Genomic DNA, 14501 nt, shown 5'->3' on the forward strand with positions numbered 1-14501 from the left:
GCGGGCAGGCGCGGCCGTCAGTTCACCGGGCGGCGCTCGACGACCCGCTTGAGCACCCAGCGGATCGACGAACCGTCGGCCGGCGGCTGCGCGACGCGGTATTCATCGACTTCCAGCACATATTGATAGCCGGGCTGGTACGCAAAGCCCTCGATGCCCGCGTACCACAGGCTCCACGGCTCGGCCGGACTGCTGCGCACCTGCAGGCAGTCCATCGGCGCGACGCCCGTGCAGCGGGCCGCCTGCGGCGCGACATAAACGGTCCGGGTCACGGGCCGGCCGTCGGCCGGGCGGTCCGCGCGTGCATCCGGCGCGGCCGCGCCAGTCTGGCATCCGGCGAGTAACGTGCTGCCGGCGATCACGGCCGCGCCGAGCAGCGTTCTCATCTTGCGAATCATCTGATGGTCCTCAGGAAGCGTTGGCGGGCCGATTAGACGAATGCTGCGCCGGCAAAGTTCACAAATGGCTTACAGCGCGCGCGCCGCCACCCTCATTCGTGGGATGTCACGTCTGCACGGGCACGTTACCGTATTCCGGTGCAGGCAACCGCGCGCCGCCGCCGGCGGTCCGCATTCGCGCATGCACGCACCCGCACGCCCGGCGCACCGCGACCCGCGGCGGCAACAGGAGACAACCCGATGACCACGGCGCCCCCGGCCCTTCCCCCGTGCCTTGCCCAATCGAAACTGACGCTCGAGCAGTACGACGCGCTGCTCGCGACAATCTACGAAGGCCCGCTGGAAGACGTGCCGTGGGGCGGCGCGCTCGAACAGATCCGCGTGCACCTGGACGCGAACTACGTGACGATGATCCTGCGCTGGCCCGCCAGCGGCCACGCGGGGCTGATGATCAATGCGTCCGCGGCGAGCGCGCCGCTGACCGGCGTCGCGTCGTACAACAACTACTATTACGCGCTCGATCCGTTCGTGAACCTGCCGAGCGATCGCGTCGTCACCGTCGACGAGCTGCTCGGCGTCGGCGTGTGGCGCAGCAGCGCGATGTATCGCGAGTTTCTCGAGCCGTTCGACGTCGGCTACCTGATGGGCGCCGACCTGCGCACGCCCGACGGGATCGAATGCCGCTTCCGCGTGTGCCGCTCGCATCACGGCCGCGCGTTCTCGGCGACCGACAAGGCCGTCTGCAATGCGCTGCTGCCGCACCTGAAGCGCGCGGTGCGGCTGCATGCGAAGTTCGGGATGGTCGAATCGGAGCGCACGCTGTATGCGAGCGCGATCGACCGCATGCTCGTCGCGACCGCGATCCTCGACGAGCGCGGCACGATCATGAAGACCAATTCCGTCGCGGACGAGATCTTCGCCGAATGCGACGGCCTGCGCGTGCGCGCCGGTGCGCTCGAGGCATCGTATCCGCTGGAGGACCGCAAGCTGCAAAAGCTCATCCGCCAGGTGCTCGCGGAGCGCGCGGGCGGAGCGCCGTCGGTCGCGCAGGCGATTGCCGTGCCGCGCCCGTCCGGCAAGCCGCCGCTCGGCGTGCTGATCCGCACGGTCCCGCTCAGCGAATGGTCGGAGGACAATCCGCGCCGGCCCGCGTGCGCGATCTTCATCCGCGATGCGGAGCGCAAGTCGCAGGCGTCTCACGACATCGTGCGCAAGCTGTTCGATCTCACGCCGGCCGAGACCGCGCTGGCGCTCGCGCTCGTCAACGGATCGACGCTCGAGGAAGCGGCCGACGAACTCGACATCAGCAAGAACACCGCGCGCTCGCACCTGCGGGCGATCTTTTCCAAGACGGGTGTCACGCGACAGGCGACGCTCGTGCGGACGTTGCTGAACAGCGTGTTGTCGCTGGGGTGAGGTGTTCGACCGGCCGGGAAGCCGGATTCGTGGACGGGTTGCTCCCGACGCCGGAAAGCAGGAAGCGGTCTGCACCGAAACGGCCGATGCGGACGGTATGAGCGCCAGCCGTAAACCCGTTGCGCTTCGCCAAGTCGTGATCGTGTATTACCATCGGCGTTTCCTCGTACGCTTCGTCGCGGCGCGTGCGCCCGCCCGGCCACGGGCGAGCCGCGCCCCCTGTTCGCATGACCTCACCCGTTCCGTCCGACACCGCGCTGCGGCCGCAGCCGATCGACGCGCTGACCGTGCCGGCCGCGCTCGACGGACGCGCTGGCACCAATCGCTCGACGAGCGCGCATCCGCAGATCGCCGCGACCCATGATCTCGACGCCGTGCGCGCATGGCTCGCACGCTTCGTCGATACGCCCACCACGTTCCAGAACTACCGCAAGGAGGCCGAGCGCCTGCTGCTGTGGGCCGTGATCGCGTGCGGCAAGCCGCTGTCGTCGCTCACGCACGAGGATCTCGTCGTGTACCGGCAGTTCCTGCTCGCGCCCGCGCCCGCCGACGTGTGGTGCGCGAACGGCGGCCGCAAGCATCCGCGCGGCGACCCGCGCTGGCGGCCGTTCTACGGGCCGCTGTCGGCGGCCAGCCAGCGGCAGGCGATGGTGATCCTGAACGTGATGTTCTCGTGGCTCGTGCAGGCCGGCTATCTGGCAGGCAATCCGCTCGCGCTGTCGCGGCAGCGGCAACGGCGGCCCGCGCCGCGCGTCACGCGCCATCTCGGGCCGCCGCTGTGGCAGGCGGTCAAGGATGCGATCGCCGCGATGCCGCGCGACGATGCGCGTGCCGCCTTCCATGCGGATCGCGCGCGCTGGGTGTTCACGCTGATGTATCTCGGCGGGCTGCGCATCACCGAGGCGGCCGACACGACGATGGGGCAATTCTTTGCACGGCGCGATGCGAACGGGCGCGATCGCTGGTGGCTCGACGTGACCGGCAAAGGCGGCCGCCAGCGCCTCGTGCCGGCCACCGCCGAGATGATGGCCGAGCTCGCGCGCTACCGGCGCGCGCATGGCCTGCCCGCGCTGCCGGCCGACGGCGAAACCACGCCGCTCGTGCTGCCCGCCGGTCGCACGCGCAAGCCGCTCACGCGCGCGGCGCTGCACCGGATCGTGAAGCAGGTGTTCCGGTTCGCGGCCGACCGGTTGCGTGCGCAAGGGGATGCAGGCGAACAACAGGCGCGCGTGCTCGAACAGGCATCGGCCCACTGGCTGCGCCACAGCGCGGGTTCGCACATGGCGGACGGCCGCGTCGACCTGCGGCTCGTGCGCGACAACCTCGGTCACGTATCGCTGACGACGACGAGCCAGTATCTGCACGCGGACGACGACTGGCGACACAGCGAAACCGAGGAGAAGCACCGGATCGGCTGGTGAACGGCGCGCCGGCCCCCTGCTTCAATACACGGCGGCCCAGTGCCCGGACACCCACGCCCAGTGGTTGCCGGCCCAGCGGTAATGACCTTTCGCCCAGCGATAACCGGGCGCGGGCGGCGGCGGCATCACTTCGGCGACCGGCGCCGGCTGCGGCGGCCGCGCGGGTTCGACCACGCACGCGGACAGCAGCGCCGCGCTCGTCGCCACCCATACGGCAAGCGATACGGATCGGATCTTCATCGTCGATTCTCCCTGTTGTGCAATCGATCGGTCGGCGGAGGCGAACCCGCGTACGCCGTGCATCGAGTCGTGCATCGCGCTGCGCATCACTCCGCGCGTCACGCGGTTCCGCGAACGAGGCCCGTCATCGGCCGCGTCGCGCCGCTTTCCGCGAACAGCGTCGACGCGGTATGAGCGGGATCGAGCCGCAGGCTTTCGGCGGCCGCGCCCGCGATCAGCGCGTCGAGCGACGCGGTCGGCTTCAGGTCGCGCCCTTCGTACAGGTCGCCCGGCCGCAGGCCCGGCCAGTCGGCGATCACGCGTCCGCCCGCGACCGCCCCGCCCGCCAGCATCGCGACCGACGCCTGCCCGTGATCGGTGCCGCCCGTGCCGTTCGCGGCGGCCGTGCGGCCGAACTCGGTCGCGACGAGCACCGTGGTCCGCTGCCACACGGGCCCGAGACCGTCGCGCAACGCGGCGAGCATCGTGTCGAGCGCCTTCAACTGATTCGCGAGCCGCGCGTTCTGCGCGCTGTGCGTGTCCCAGCCGGCCGTCTCGATCATCGCGATCCGCGGGCCGTCGTCGCGCGCGAGAAACGTCGCCGCGAGCTTGCCGACGCCCGCCGGATCCTGGCGCGCATGCGCGTCGCCGGCGAGACCGCGCGCGGCCATCGCCGATTGCCACAGCGGCCCGAGCTGCGCGTCGGCCTCGTACAGCGCCGACACGCGCGCGAGCAGGTCGTCCGGTGCGGCCGGCAACCCGGACGCCGCATACGACGCGGCCTGCACGCTGCCGCGCAACGCGAGCGGCACCGTCGGCGCGAACGCGATCGCGTTGTCCCGCGTCGCCGGCAACATCGCGGCGAGCCGGTTCAGCCAGCCGTCCTTCACCTGGTACGGCGCGCGCCCGCCCGTCTCGAGCACGTTCTCGCCGTCGAAATGCGAGCGGTCGCGATACGGCGACGCGATCGCGTGGACGAACAGCGCCTCTCTGTCGCGAACCATCTGCGCGGTCCGCACGAGCGACGGATGCAGCGCGAACGTGCCGTCGATGCGGGTCGCCGTCGACGCGTCGATCGCCAGCGGGCCGCGCAACGACGCATACGCGGGTTCCGCATACGGGACGACGATGTTCAGCCCGTCGGCCGCGCCGCGCTGGATCACGAACACGAAGCGCCGGTCGGTTTCGACGTTCGCGAACACGATGCGCGGCGCGACGAGGATCGCGCCCGCACCGGCGGCGGCGATGCTCAGGAAATGTCGACGGGTAAGGGATCGGGCCATGTTCATCTCCGTTGAAAATCGGGCGACACGAGCAGCAGTGCAAGCGACGTGGTCGCGCTCTCGGCACGCGAGAGTGCCGTCGCCGTCGGTGCGCTCAGCGAGCCGGCCAGCAGCGTCTTGCCGAGCGTGCGCGGGTCGAGCCGGTCGCCCGTGCGTGCGGCAAACCGCTGCGCGATCTCGACGCGGCGCACCAGCGCGTCGGGCGCGGCCCAGCTCGCGGCAACGTCGTCGTAGCCGGCCGGCGACCCGGGCCGCCATACCGGCTGGCCGAGCTGCGCGAGCAGCGGCGCGGCCTTCAGGTCGCCGGTATCGCGCCAGCCGAGCCCGCGCAGCGACGACACGGCCCACTCCCACGGCGTCTTGAACTTGCGATTGACCGGCGACCATGCGTCCGGCGCATCGACCAGCGCGCGATAAACGGTCGGCAAATCGCCGCCGCTCGTATCGAATGCACGGGCGAGCCGGTCGGTGAGCGCGGGCGGCGGATCGTCGGCGACGAAATGACGGGCGAGCTGGAACGCGACATGCCGGCCCGTCGCCGGCGAACGCGCAAGATCGCCCAGGATCGCGCGCGCTTGCGCGTCGCCCGGCTGATCGTAGGTGCGGCTCATCACCGTGCGCGCGCCCGGTTCGTGCAGTTTCGGGCGGAACACGAACGCGCCGGGCGCCACATCGCCGGGCTGCGGCCCGCGTCCGCCGGCGATGCTCCAGCCGGTCAGCGCACGCGCGAATTCCGTCACGTCCGTTTGCGTGTAGCCGGTGCGTACCCCGAGCGTGTGCAGCTCCATGATTTCGCGCGCGAGGTTCTCGTTGAGGCCGCGCCGTGCCGCCGGATTGCGCGCGTCGGCGCGCAGCGCGGCCGGACTGTCGGGGCCGACCGAGCGCGCCTGGTCGAGGAACAGCTGCATCGCCGGATGCTGCTCGACCGCGACGAGCATGTCCTCGAAGCGGCCGAGCACGTGCGGGCGGATCGCATCGCGCTCGAAGGCGCCCGCGTATGCGGCGACCTGCCCCTTGTCGACCGACACCGCGAAATGGTTCGCCCAGAAATGCACGAGACGCTCGACGAACGGCGTGGACGTGGCGAGCGCGTTGTTCAAGCGCGCGGCGACGGCGCTGCGATAGGCGTCGTAGCCGTCGCGACGGATCGACTGCGCGGTTGCGCGCCTGGCCGCCGCGTCGTCGCTCGTCATCGTGTTGCGGGTCGTCGCGAAGCGCGTGGCGAGCGTGATCGCGTCCGGTTCGCCGGCCCATGCGGCCGGCCTCGGGTCGTAACGATCGAGCTGGGCGACCAGCGCGGCCTTCGGATCGGCAGGCGGCGCGTCGTCGGCCCGCGCGCCGAGGCCGAAGCGGTTCAGCGCGATGGCGGCCGGTGAGATGTCGTTCGGGTGGTCCATGACGGGGGCTCTCGCGATGCGTACCCGTGTTTAACGGAGGGTGGCGGGAAATCCGTCGCGGGATGAGCGAAATATTTCGGGTTCGGCGCGGGGATGTATAGCTTGCGGTCGGCTTTCAAGCAGCGGCGAGCTGCGCGCGTGCCGCGCCCGATCGTCAGATTTCCACAGCACCGGTGTTCCCTCCATCACGAGCTGCCGGACGGCAATCGTCCGAGCCTGTTCGTGACCGTCACCCCAGCTCGAACGACGTCACGCCGAACACGCGGTCGATCGCGATCGCCGGCGCTTCCTTCGTATACATCCGCGCGGTTTCGAACACGCTCGACATGCCGTGCCGTTCCGCCAGCGCGACGGCCGCGGGATTCGTTTCCGGCACGTCGAGCACGATCATCTCGCCGGGCATGCGCGCCGCCAGCGCGCGAAACAGCCCCGTGGCGACGCCGGCGTCATCGGCGAACAGTGGGCCGATCTTGCAGCCGGCGTTGCAGCGGCGCACGACGCCGTATCCGGTGATGCGACCCGCGTCGATCGTTGCGAGCGCAACGGCATCCGGCTGCGCGAGCCACGCGGAGACGAAACGCGCGCGCGGCGCAGGAAAACACTGGCGGTCGTACGCCAGCAACTGCTCGAACGGGACCTCGGCCGCCGCGGCCGCGTGCGCGCATCCGATGCCGTCGACGCGCCCCTGATAGCGGATGTTGCGATACGCGAGCCGGAACCCCGACTTCCGGTAGTTCGCCTGTTGTGCCACGACACCGTCGAGACCGACATTGCGGTCTCCCAGGTAACGCATGCCGTGCTGCCAGATTCGCATGCCGAAGCCTTTGCCGCGAAACCCGGGTTTCACGATGTACAGACCGATGAAGCCGAAGCGTTCGTCATACGCGACGGCAGCAAGGCACGCGACCGGCTCGCCACGCCACACGCCGACGAAAAAACCGGCCGGGTCCGCTTCCCTGAAACACGGCGGATCATGCAGGCCGGGGTTCCACCCTTCGGCTGCCGCCCATTCGACCGACATGGCCACCTCGTCGGCCGACATGGTGCGCACGATCAAGTCTTCGCTTCGATCCATGATTCGCCTCCGTCGCGGCACTCGAGATCGCCGCCAACCGATTCGCGAGCATGACGCGTCGTCACGCCACGCCAGTTACTGGCTCCCCGCCGCGTCGCGCTTCCTCTGAAACCTCGCGGGCAGCCGCCAGTTCCCGCTGCGCCGCAACCCGTCGACGAATTTCGCGCGCTCATCCGGCGTCAGCGTCGCCGCGAAATCGACGACGCTGCGCTCGACCTGCCCCCGCAATGCACTATCGGCCGCCCGCGTCCGATCGAGCGCCGCGTCGATCGCCGCACGATCGAGCTGCGGCGCCGCCAGCAGATCCAGCACCGTGATCCGCCCGTCACGCCCTTCCCGCGCGAAATCCCGACCTTCCTTGCGCGCCGCCTTCAGCGCCGCCGCAAACGCTTGCTGACGCGCGTCGGACAATTCGTCCGCGGCGAACCGCAACGCCGTGCGCTGTCCGGGGATCCCGGCCCCATCCAGGCCACGATGCGTCGAAAACCACTGATACGCGCCGCCGCCGATCGCGCCGAGCATGAACACGTTCAACACGACCGACCCGACGAGCATGAATTTCCAGCCGCGTTCGCTCATTCGTCGCCTCCGTCGATGCCCGGGCCGCCGAACGTCGTCGTCAGGTAGCCCGGTTCGTGTTGCGCGATCGGCGCGCTGCCGAGCATCAGCATCGACACGGCCACCGCGCCCGCCAGCGCGCCGGCGAGCCCGACGCCCGCGAACGCCGCGCCCGACCACCACACCGTGCCCCGGCGCCGCGCACGCTGCGGCGCGGGCGCCGACGCGACGATGCGTTCGACGAGCGCCGGCGCGGGCGGCTCGACCGTATCCTGCACGAGCCAGGCGTCGAGCTCGGCGGCATCGTCGAGCGCCTCGAGCGCGTCGCGCGGATGCGCTTGCGCCCACGCTTCGGCCGCCGCGCGTTCGTCGCGCGGCCAGCGCCGCGCATCCGAGCCGTACGCGGCGACGATGGTACGGAATCGTTCGGGTGTCATCGCTTGTCCTCGCTAGGTGGGTCGCCGGCCAGTTGCGCGCGCAGGTTGCGCCTCGCGCGCGCGAGCAGGCTTTCCAGCGCATCGACGGTGATGCCCATCAGGTTGGCCGCTTCAACGTTCGACATGTCCTGATAGTACTGGAGCACGAGCGCTTCCCGCTGCCTGGGCGGCAATGCGGCGAGCGCCTCGCGCACGCGCGCATCGCGCGCGCGCAACTCCGCGTGCGCGGCCGGCTCGGGTTGCGGGTCGGGCACGTCGGGCAGCGTGTCGACCGGCTCCTCGCGCCGCCCGCGCATCCGGTCGTAGCACAGGTTCAGCACCACGCGATGCAGCCACGTGTCGAAGCGCGCTTCGCCATCCCGCCAGCGCGGCGCGTGATGCCAGATCCGCAGGAAGGTTTCCTGCGCAACGTCTTCGGCTTCGGTCCGGTCGCCGAGCATGCGCGTCGCGAGCGCAAGCAGGCGCGGCAGCTTGCGTGCGACGAGCACGCGCACGGCCGACGTGTCGCGTGCGCCGACCCGCGCGACGAGTTCCGCGTCCGGATCGGCGTCGCTCAACGCGGGCTGCTCCGCCATGCGCGGCGCGCCCGCCGCATGCTGCCGGCGAGCGTGCCCGCCGTCCGGCTGAAGCTCATCGTCGTGCTCTCCTTGCATGCGTCGGGCCGGCGCCGCACGGCGCCATGCCGGCGCGTCCACGGCGCGTCGCGCGCCGTGTCCGGCATCCGCCCGGCCGGTTTCGTCGACATCCGGTTCGAACGGCATATCGATCCTGTCGATCGCCAGCCGGCCGGCGCGATCAATATACGACGACCGGCGCGGGCCGGTAATACACCGGACGCGCCGGCACCACGACACAGCCGGCCAGCACGACGGCCGCGGCTGTCAGGATCACGATGGTTCGAAAAGGCATGGCTCGACGGATGAAGTTGTGTGGAAGTCCCGCCGCACCGGCGCTGCGCGCCGCGCGGCACCCGGCGCGTCACGCCCAGTGACCCGGCACCCAGCGCCAGTTCGGGCCGCGCGCGGCCCAGTGCCCGGGCACCCAGCGATAGCCGGCGCGCACCGCTTGCCAGTGCCCGGGGATCCACACGTAGCGGCCCTGCCGCCAGTGCCAGTGGCCCTGATCCCACACGTAGCCCGCGCGCGGTGCCGGCATCACTTCGACGCGCGGCGGCGGCGGCGCGACCGGCGCGACGATGACGGCCTGCGCGAATGTGGCGGAGGTCGCCAGCGCGGCCACGCAACCCGCGGCAAACCGTAATGAAATGGAAAGTTTCATGCAAGACTCCGAAGCATCGTGTAGCGAACGTGATGGCCGGAAGTGGCCGTTCGTTCGTTAAACGACGCATGCGGAAAAATCCGTCGCGACGCGCGCAAATAAATTTCCGCCGCACCGGCGACGCCGCGCTCATCCGGCGACGCATCGGGCCCGGGCGTGGACGACCGTCTGTCACAACCCGGCAAAACTGCGCTTCGACAATGCGTGTCACCGGGATCCCGCTCGTTTCCGGCCCACGCCCCGGACGCGCTCGCGCACGGCCGGGCGGTTCCGCATTTCGCGTGTCACTCAACGAAAATACGATCATGTCGAACCAGGACAACTTCCCCGCCGAGTCGAACGAGCCGGCCGCTTCCGTATCGCGTCGCGGCTTCCTGAAACTGGCCGGCGTCTCCGGCCTCGCCACCGCCGCGGGCGGGCTCGCGGCCGCCCGTGCCGCCGGGTCGAACCCGGACGGCACCCCCGAACAGGTGCACCTGACATGGGGCAGCGACCCGGCGTCGGAAGTCGCGATCTCGTGGGCATCGCTTGCGCCGGCCGTCAATCCGCGGGCGCGGATCGTCGCCGACGGCGAACCGGCACGCACCGTGCACGGCGTGCAGCGCCTTTACACCGACGGCCTGAACGGCGAAACGGTGTTCACCTACCACGCACGCGTGCACGGCCTGAAGCCGAACACGCGCTACCGCTACGAACTGACGGCCGACAACGACAGCAACGCCGCGCAGCCGTTTGCCGCGACCTTCACGACCGCGCCGCGCGGGCGCGCACCGTTCCGCTTCACGAGCTACGGCGACCTCGCGACGCCGAACGGCGCATGGGTGCTGTCGTCGCCGCAAAGCCGCTTCGCGGTGCAGGCCGTCGAGCAGTTCCAGCCGCTGTTCCACCTGCTGAACGGCGACCTCTGCTACGCGAACCTGAACCCCGCGCATCAGCCGGAGGTGTGGCGCGACTTCGGCAACAACAACCAGACGTCGGCCGCGAACCGCCCGTGGATGCCGTGCCCGGGCAATCACGAGATCGAATTCAACAACGGCCCGCAGGGGCTCGACTCGTACCTCGCGCGCTACACGCTGCCGGAGAACGGCACGCGCTTTCCGGGCCGCTGGTACAGCTTCCGCGTGAGCTCGGTGCTGTTCATCTCGCTCGACGCCGACGACGTCGTGTACCAGGATGCGGCCGCGTTCGTCGGCGGCCCCGCTCCGCTGGTGCCGGCCGCGAGCACCGGCCGCGCGCCGATCGAACCGGGCACGTCGTTCTACGTGCGCGGCTACAGCGACGGCGTGCAGACGCGCTGGCTCGAGCACACGCTGCGTCAAGCGTCGCACGATGACGACATCGACTGGATCGTCGTGCAGATGCACCAGGACGCGCTGAGTTCGTCAAAGACGGGCAACGGCTCGGACAAGGGCATCCGCGAGGCGTGGCTGCCGCTGTACGACCGTTACGGCGTCGACCTCGTGCTGTGCGGTCACGATCACGATTACGAGCGCAGCTACCCGGTGCGCGGCTGCAATCACCGCGCGGGCGTCGATGCATCGACCGGCGAAGTCGTCGAGACGCTGCAGCCGCGTCCGGTCGGGTCGACCGATCCCGAGCGCACGACCTTCGACACGAGCCACGGCACGATCCACCTGATCCTCGGCGGCGGCGGCACCAGTGCGCCGCTCGACGTATACGGCGAGAACCCGGCGACCGGCTTCGCGCAGGCCAAGGTCTTCACGAAGCCGAACCGGCCGGTGCCGGGCGCCGCGCCGAACACGTTCGTGCGCAAGCCGGCCGATGCGCTGGAGGATGCGATCTGGTCCGCGCGCCGCGATACGGGCACCGGCTACGGGATCGCCGTGTTCGACCACGATCCGGGCAAGCCGGGCGGCCACACGACGATCACGATGCGCTACTACCATGCGCCGGGCGCGGATCAGCACCCGAGCGCACAGTACGAGCTGTTCGAGACGATCGAGCTGAGCAAGAAGCGCCGCGAGCGCTGATGCGACGGCCGCCCGCAACGCATGATCGCGCGGCGGGCGGCCGGGGCTGGCGCGTGCGGGACGGCGCGCGCGACGCGCTGATGGATACGGCGAATACGTGACGGCTGCGCCATGCGGAGCGGCTGCGTCCATTCGACCGCCGCACCTTGCATGCGCATCGGCACGCCGGTTTCCACCGCAAGCCGCGTTGCCGCCACCGTGCCCCTAGCTTCGCGATTCCAGCGCGATACGCACGGCCAGTCCGGCCAGCACGGTGCCCATCAACCCGCGCTGCACCCGCGCCCAGACGGGCCGACCGGCGAGAAACCCCGCGATCGAGCCGGCCATGCTCGCGATCAGCGCATTCACGCAGACACTGACCGCGATCTGCACGCAGCCCAGTGCCAGCGATTGCGCGAGCACGCTGCCGTGCCCGGGCGCAATGAGCTGCGGCAGCAGCGACAGGTACATCACAGCGATCTTCGGGTTCGCGAGGTTGGTGACGAAGCCCATCGTGAAGAGCCGTGCGCCGCTGTCGTGCGGCAGTTGCCGCACCTGGAACGCGGAGCGGCCGCCCGGCTTGAGCGCCTGCCACGCGAGATACGACAGGTACAGCGCGCCGGACAGACGCAGCGCGTCATACGCGTACGGCACGGTCAGCACCAGCGCAGTAATGCCGAATGCCGCGCAGAACATGTAGAACACGAACCCCAGCGCGACGCCGCCGAGCGACACCAGCCCCGCACGGCGGCCCTGGCAGATCGAGCGGGAGATCAGGTAAAGCATGTTCGGGCCGGGCGTCAGGGCCATGCCGAGCGATACGAGTCCGAAAGCAATCAGGGTGGGCAAGGCCGGCACGGCAGTCTCCTTCGGCGCGATGAAGTCGGGGCGAGTGTCCAGCAATGTATTGCATGTCGGCGTCTGTCGGCATGAATAAACTGCAAGTCATGCATGAGCGCGCTTCACCCCGCCATCGCGTCGGTCCGCCGGCCAGCTACTTGCCCTTTTTCGCGCGTGCCTGCATCGCCTTTTCCGCCTTCGCGCGTTGCGCGTCGACCAGTTTAACGAATGCGTCGGCGACCGCGTTGCCGCTCGCGTTCCACGCCAGCCGCACGGAACGATGCAGCCTGGGCGACAACGCCAGCACCCGGCCGCCGAACCGGGTATAGGTGAGCGTGATGCGCGGGACGATCGACACGCCCATTCCCGCCTCCGCCATCGACAGAATGGTCCGCATCTCGACCACGTTGAACGCGGCGCGAAGCGATGCACCGTTGCGCGCGAAGTAATCCGCGATGACCGGCCCGCACCCCGCCTTCGAAAAAATGAACGGCATCGTGGCCAACCGTTTCGCCGACACGCTCTCGCGCCCGTCGAACATGCCGTTCGCCGCCACCGCGACGAAATCCTCGTCGAGCAACGGCAGGTTGTTCGCGAAAGTCTTCGTGCCGGCGACCACGCCGATGTCGGCGGTGCCGTCGTCGAGCCACCCTTCGACTTCCGCGTCCGTGCCTTCGAGCAGCACGGCCGTCACGCCCTCATGCGCCGCCTTCAACGCTTCGAGCGCGGGTACGACGAACGCGAGCGAGACGCTCGGCAGCGACGCCACCACCAGCCGACCCTCGAGCTTGCCGCGCGCCAGGCCGAACTGCTGGCGCAGCGTCTGCGCTTCCCGGACGACGTTCTGCACGTACGGCCACAGGCGTTCGCCGGCAGCGGTCAGGACGACCGGCTGGCGGTCGCGCAACAGCAGCTTGACCTCGGTGATGTCCTCCAGTTCGGTCAACGCGTGGCTGATCGCGGATTGACTGCGGCTGAGTCGGTCGGCCGCGGCCGTCAGCGAGCCGAGTTCGACCACGGCAGCCAGGGCCTGCAACTGCGCAAGCGTCATCTCGCCTCCTTGTTGCGATGCATGTATTTTTCACATGATAGAGCGACGCATCATGAATTTGATTGATCCGGTGTCATGCGCTTCGATTGCGCGCCATCGCGTGACCTCGCCCGATGCCCCGCGCCGCGCTCGGGCAAGATTCAGCCTCGAATCATGTCGAACGCCGTCGCCGGACACGCGCGCGATTGCGCCGGCGCCCGCGCCCGTCCAAGCCCCGTCCGTCGCGCCTTCAGCTCCGATCGCCAAGACGCGTTAGACTGTCCCGATGGAACAATGCCGTTATTGCCAGAGAATCCGCGATGAATGGGATTGCCACGGGGACGAATGCCGCCGGGCAATCGCGAAGGCACTGCGCCGGCAGCGCGCGGGCCTGCCGATGGTGCCCGATCGCATCCGCAACGAGCTGCCGTCCGGCGCGCCCACCCAGCAGGTGATCGCGGTCCTGTCGCGCCAGCGCCTGCGGGCGCGCCGCGGCAACGAGGAACGCCGCGAGCGCAAGGAAATCGACGACGCCGACGGCGTCTGATCCGCCAACGCCCCCCGCCAGCCGCCGCACCTGCCGGTGCCCCGCCACCGGGCGTTCGCCCGTGCGCGATGTCTCGCCACCCGTCCGCCGTCAGTTTGCAATTCCCGCAACGCGGAACGGGGACGGATCGAACTTATGTTGGAATTGTTGCCTCACCGACAATGATCTTTCGCCGGAATCCACGTTTACCCTGAATCCACCGACGCCTACGATGTAATCAATCGCTTACGACATGGTGTCGCCGGCGAACCCAATAGAACATCGGAGGTCATCATGAAATCGCTCGTTTCCGCAGTCGTCGCCGCTGTCGCCCTGTCCGCTTCGTTCGGCGCTTTCGCACAAAGCACCGTGACCCGCGCTCAAGTCCGCAACGAACTGGTTCAGCTCGAAAATGCCGGCTACAAGCCGAGCCAGTCGAGCCCGTACTACCCGGCCGACATCCAGGCCGCGCAAGCGCGCGCACACGCTGCCGACAACAGCGGCTACGGCGCGCAGCCGGCCCCGGTCGTCCAGGGCGGCGCACCGGCGGTCAAGGTGCGCAACACGCGCGACTCGGTCTACTTCGGCCACTAAGTCCGCCGCCGCGCGCATCGCGCGCGGTCCGCCCGGATCCAGCGAGCCCGTCCCGTGAC

General features: G+C 69.7%; 16 protein-coding genes. 5 read left to right on the forward strand and 11 right to left on the reverse strand.

The annotated features are described in order from the left end of the window. Positions 1–17 precede the first annotated feature (17 nt). Positions 18–398: a DUF4377 domain-containing protein gene (locus DIE04_RS15505; RefSeq protein WP_124522002.1), complete on the reverse strand. Its 381-nt coding sequence runs from the start codon at positions 396–398 to the stop codon at positions 18–20. Between the two features lie 240 nt (positions 399–638). On the opposite strand from DIE04_RS15505, the gene DIE04_RS15510 reads away from it, so the two are divergent. Continuing rightward, entirely contained in the window at positions 639–1814 is a 1176-nt protein-coding gene (locus DIE04_RS15510) for a helix-turn-helix transcriptional regulator (RefSeq protein ID WP_044845685.1), read from the forward strand. Positions 1815–2041: 227 nt separating this feature from the next. Beyond that, on the forward strand, positions 2042–3235 hold the full coding sequence (locus DIE04_RS15515) for a tyrosine-type recombinase/integrase (RefSeq protein WP_124522004.1): 1194 nt from the start codon (positions 2042–2044) through the stop codon (positions 3233–3235). A gap of 21 nt (positions 3236–3256) precedes the next feature. On the opposite strand, the gene DIE04_RS15520 is transcribed toward DIE04_RS15515, so the two are convergent. From DIE04_RS15520 to DIE04_RS15555, 8 genes are all read right to left on the reverse strand, one after another. After that, the gene (locus DIE04_RS15520) at positions 3257–3475 is read right to left on the reverse strand and encodes a YXWGXW repeat-containing protein (RefSeq protein ID WP_124522006.1); all 219 of its coding nucleotides are present in this window, start codon (positions 3473–3475) and stop codon (positions 3257–3259) included. A gap of 98 nt (positions 3476–3573) precedes the next feature. Then, positions 3574–4737, reverse strand: a complete 1164-nt coding sequence (locus tag DIE04_RS15525) for a DUF1501 domain-containing protein (protein ID WP_124522007.1) — start codon at positions 4735–4737, stop codon at positions 3574–3576. 2 nt (positions 4738–4739) lie between these two features. Beyond that, a complete protein-coding gene (locus DIE04_RS15530; protein WP_124522009.1) occupies positions 4740–6134 on the reverse strand; it encodes a DUF1800 family protein in 1395 nt (464 codons plus the stop codon). 229 nt (positions 6135–6363) lie between these two features. Beyond that, a complete protein-coding gene (locus DIE04_RS15535) occupies positions 6364–7209 on the reverse strand; it encodes a GNAT family N-acetyltransferase (protein ID WP_124522011.1) in 846 nt (281 codons plus the stop codon). A 75-nt stretch (positions 7210–7284) separates the two neighbouring features. After that, a complete protein-coding gene (locus tag DIE04_RS15540) occupies positions 7285–7788 on the reverse strand; it encodes a periplasmic heavy metal sensor (RefSeq protein ID WP_124522013.1) in 504 nt (167 codons plus the stop codon). Further along, positions 7785–8204 carry a hypothetical protein gene (locus DIE04_RS15545; protein WP_124522015.1) on the reverse strand — a complete coding sequence of 140 codons (420 nt, stop codon included), beginning with the start codon at positions 8202–8204 and terminating at the stop codon, positions 7785–7787. Before DIE04_RS15545 ends, DIE04_RS15540 begins: the two co-directional genes overlap by 4 nt. After that, on the reverse strand, positions 8201–8965 hold the full coding sequence (locus tag DIE04_RS15550) for an RNA polymerase sigma factor (protein ID WP_082088561.1): 765 nt from the start codon (positions 8963–8965) through the stop codon (positions 8201–8203). Before DIE04_RS15550 ends, DIE04_RS15545 begins: the two co-directional genes overlap by 4 nt. A gap of 217 nt (positions 8966–9182) precedes the next feature. Continuing rightward, a complete protein-coding gene (locus DIE04_RS15555) occupies positions 9183–9482 on the reverse strand; it encodes a YXWGXW repeat-containing protein (RefSeq protein WP_124522017.1) in 300 nt (99 codons plus the stop codon). A 305-nt stretch (positions 9483–9787) separates the two neighbouring features. On the opposite strand from DIE04_RS15555, the gene DIE04_RS15560 reads away from it, so the two are divergent. Further along, a complete protein-coding gene (locus DIE04_RS15560) occupies positions 9788–11473 on the forward strand; it encodes a metallophosphoesterase family protein (protein ID WP_124522019.1) in 1686 nt (561 codons plus the stop codon). Positions 11474–11677: 204 nt separating this feature from the next. On the opposite strand, the gene DIE04_RS15565 is transcribed toward DIE04_RS15560, so the two are convergent. Further along, positions 11678–12310 carry a LysE family translocator gene (locus tag DIE04_RS15565; protein WP_124522021.1) on the reverse strand — a complete coding sequence of 211 codons (633 nt, stop codon included), beginning with the start codon at positions 12308–12310 and terminating at the stop codon, positions 11678–11680. A gap of 136 nt (positions 12311–12446) precedes the next feature. Next, on the reverse strand, positions 12447–13343 hold the full coding sequence (locus DIE04_RS15570) for a LysR family transcriptional regulator (RefSeq protein WP_124522023.1): 897 nt from the start codon (positions 13341–13343) through the stop codon (positions 12447–12449). Positions 13344–13608: 265 nt separating this feature from the next. Here DIE04_RS15570 and DIE04_RS15575 point away from each other — a divergent pair, with 265 nt between their 5' ends. Then, positions 13609–13869 carry a hypothetical protein gene (locus tag DIE04_RS15575; RefSeq protein ID WP_006760082.1) on the forward strand — a complete coding sequence of 87 codons (261 nt, stop codon included), beginning with the start codon at positions 13609–13611 and terminating at the stop codon, positions 13867–13869. Positions 13870–14142: 273 nt separating this feature from the next. Next, the gene (locus DIE04_RS15580) at positions 14143–14442 is read left to right on the forward strand and encodes a DUF4148 domain-containing protein (RefSeq protein WP_124522025.1); all 300 of its coding nucleotides are present in this window, start codon (positions 14143–14145) and stop codon (positions 14440–14442) included. The last annotated feature ends 59 nt before the right edge of the window (positions 14443–14501 follow it).

Source organism: Burkholderia sp. Bp8994 (genome assembly GCF_003853805.1).
Classification (GTDB): Bacteria; Pseudomonadota; Gammaproteobacteria; order Burkholderiales; family Burkholderiaceae; genus Burkholderia.

Coding starts and splice junctions, on each gene's coding strand:
- DIE04_RS15515 (WP_124522004.1), top strand. CDS start 2,042: ATGACCTCACCCGTTCCGTCCGACACCGCGCTGCGGCCGCAGCCGATC.
- DIE04_RS15525 (WP_124522007.1), bottom strand. CDS start 4,737: ATGGCCCGATCCCTTACCCGTCGACATTTCCTGAGCATCGCCGCCGCC.
- DIE04_RS15550 (WP_082088561.1), bottom strand. CDS start 8,965: ATGCCGTTCGAACCGGATGTCGACGAAACCGGCCGGGCGGATGCCGGA.
- DIE04_RS15530 (WP_124522009.1), bottom strand. CDS start 6,134: ATGGACCACCCGAACGACATCTCACCGGCCGCCATCGCGCTGAACCGC.
- DIE04_RS15570 (WP_124522023.1), bottom strand. CDS start 13,343: ATGACGCTTGCGCAGTTGCAGGCCCTGGCTGCCGTGGTCGAACTCGGC.
- DIE04_RS15555 (WP_124522017.1), bottom strand. CDS start 9,482: ATGAAACTTTCCATTTCATTACGGTTTGCCGCGGGTTGCGTGGCCGCG.
- DIE04_RS15545 (WP_124522015.1), bottom strand. CDS start 8,204: ATGACACCCGAACGATTCCGTACCATCGTCGCCGCGTACGGCTCGGAT.
- DIE04_RS15540 (WP_124522013.1), bottom strand. CDS start 7,788: ATGAGCGAACGCGGCTGGAAATTCATGCTCGTCGGGTCGGTCGTGTTG.
- DIE04_RS15510 (WP_044845685.1), top strand. CDS start 639: ATGACCACGGCGCCCCCGGCCCTTCCCCCGTGCCTTGCCCAATCGAAA.
- DIE04_RS15535 (WP_124522011.1), bottom strand. CDS start 7,209: ATGGATCGAAGCGAAGACTTGATCGTGCGCACCATGTCGGCCGACGAG.
- DIE04_RS15575 (WP_006760082.1), top strand. CDS start 13,609: ATGGAACAATGCCGTTATTGCCAGAGAATCCGCGATGAATGGGATTGC.
- DIE04_RS15560 (WP_124522019.1), top strand. CDS start 9,788: ATGTCGAACCAGGACAACTTCCCCGCCGAGTCGAACGAGCCGGCCGCT.
- DIE04_RS15520 (WP_124522006.1), bottom strand. CDS start 3,475: ATGAAGATCCGATCCGTATCGCTTGCCGTATGGGTGGCGACGAGCGCG.
- DIE04_RS15580 (WP_124522025.1), top strand. CDS start 14,143: ATGAAATCGCTCGTTTCCGCAGTCGTCGCCGCTGTCGCCCTGTCCGCT.
- DIE04_RS15505 (WP_124522002.1), bottom strand. CDS start 398: ATGATTCGCAAGATGAGAACGCTGCTCGGCGCGGCCGTGATCGCCGGC.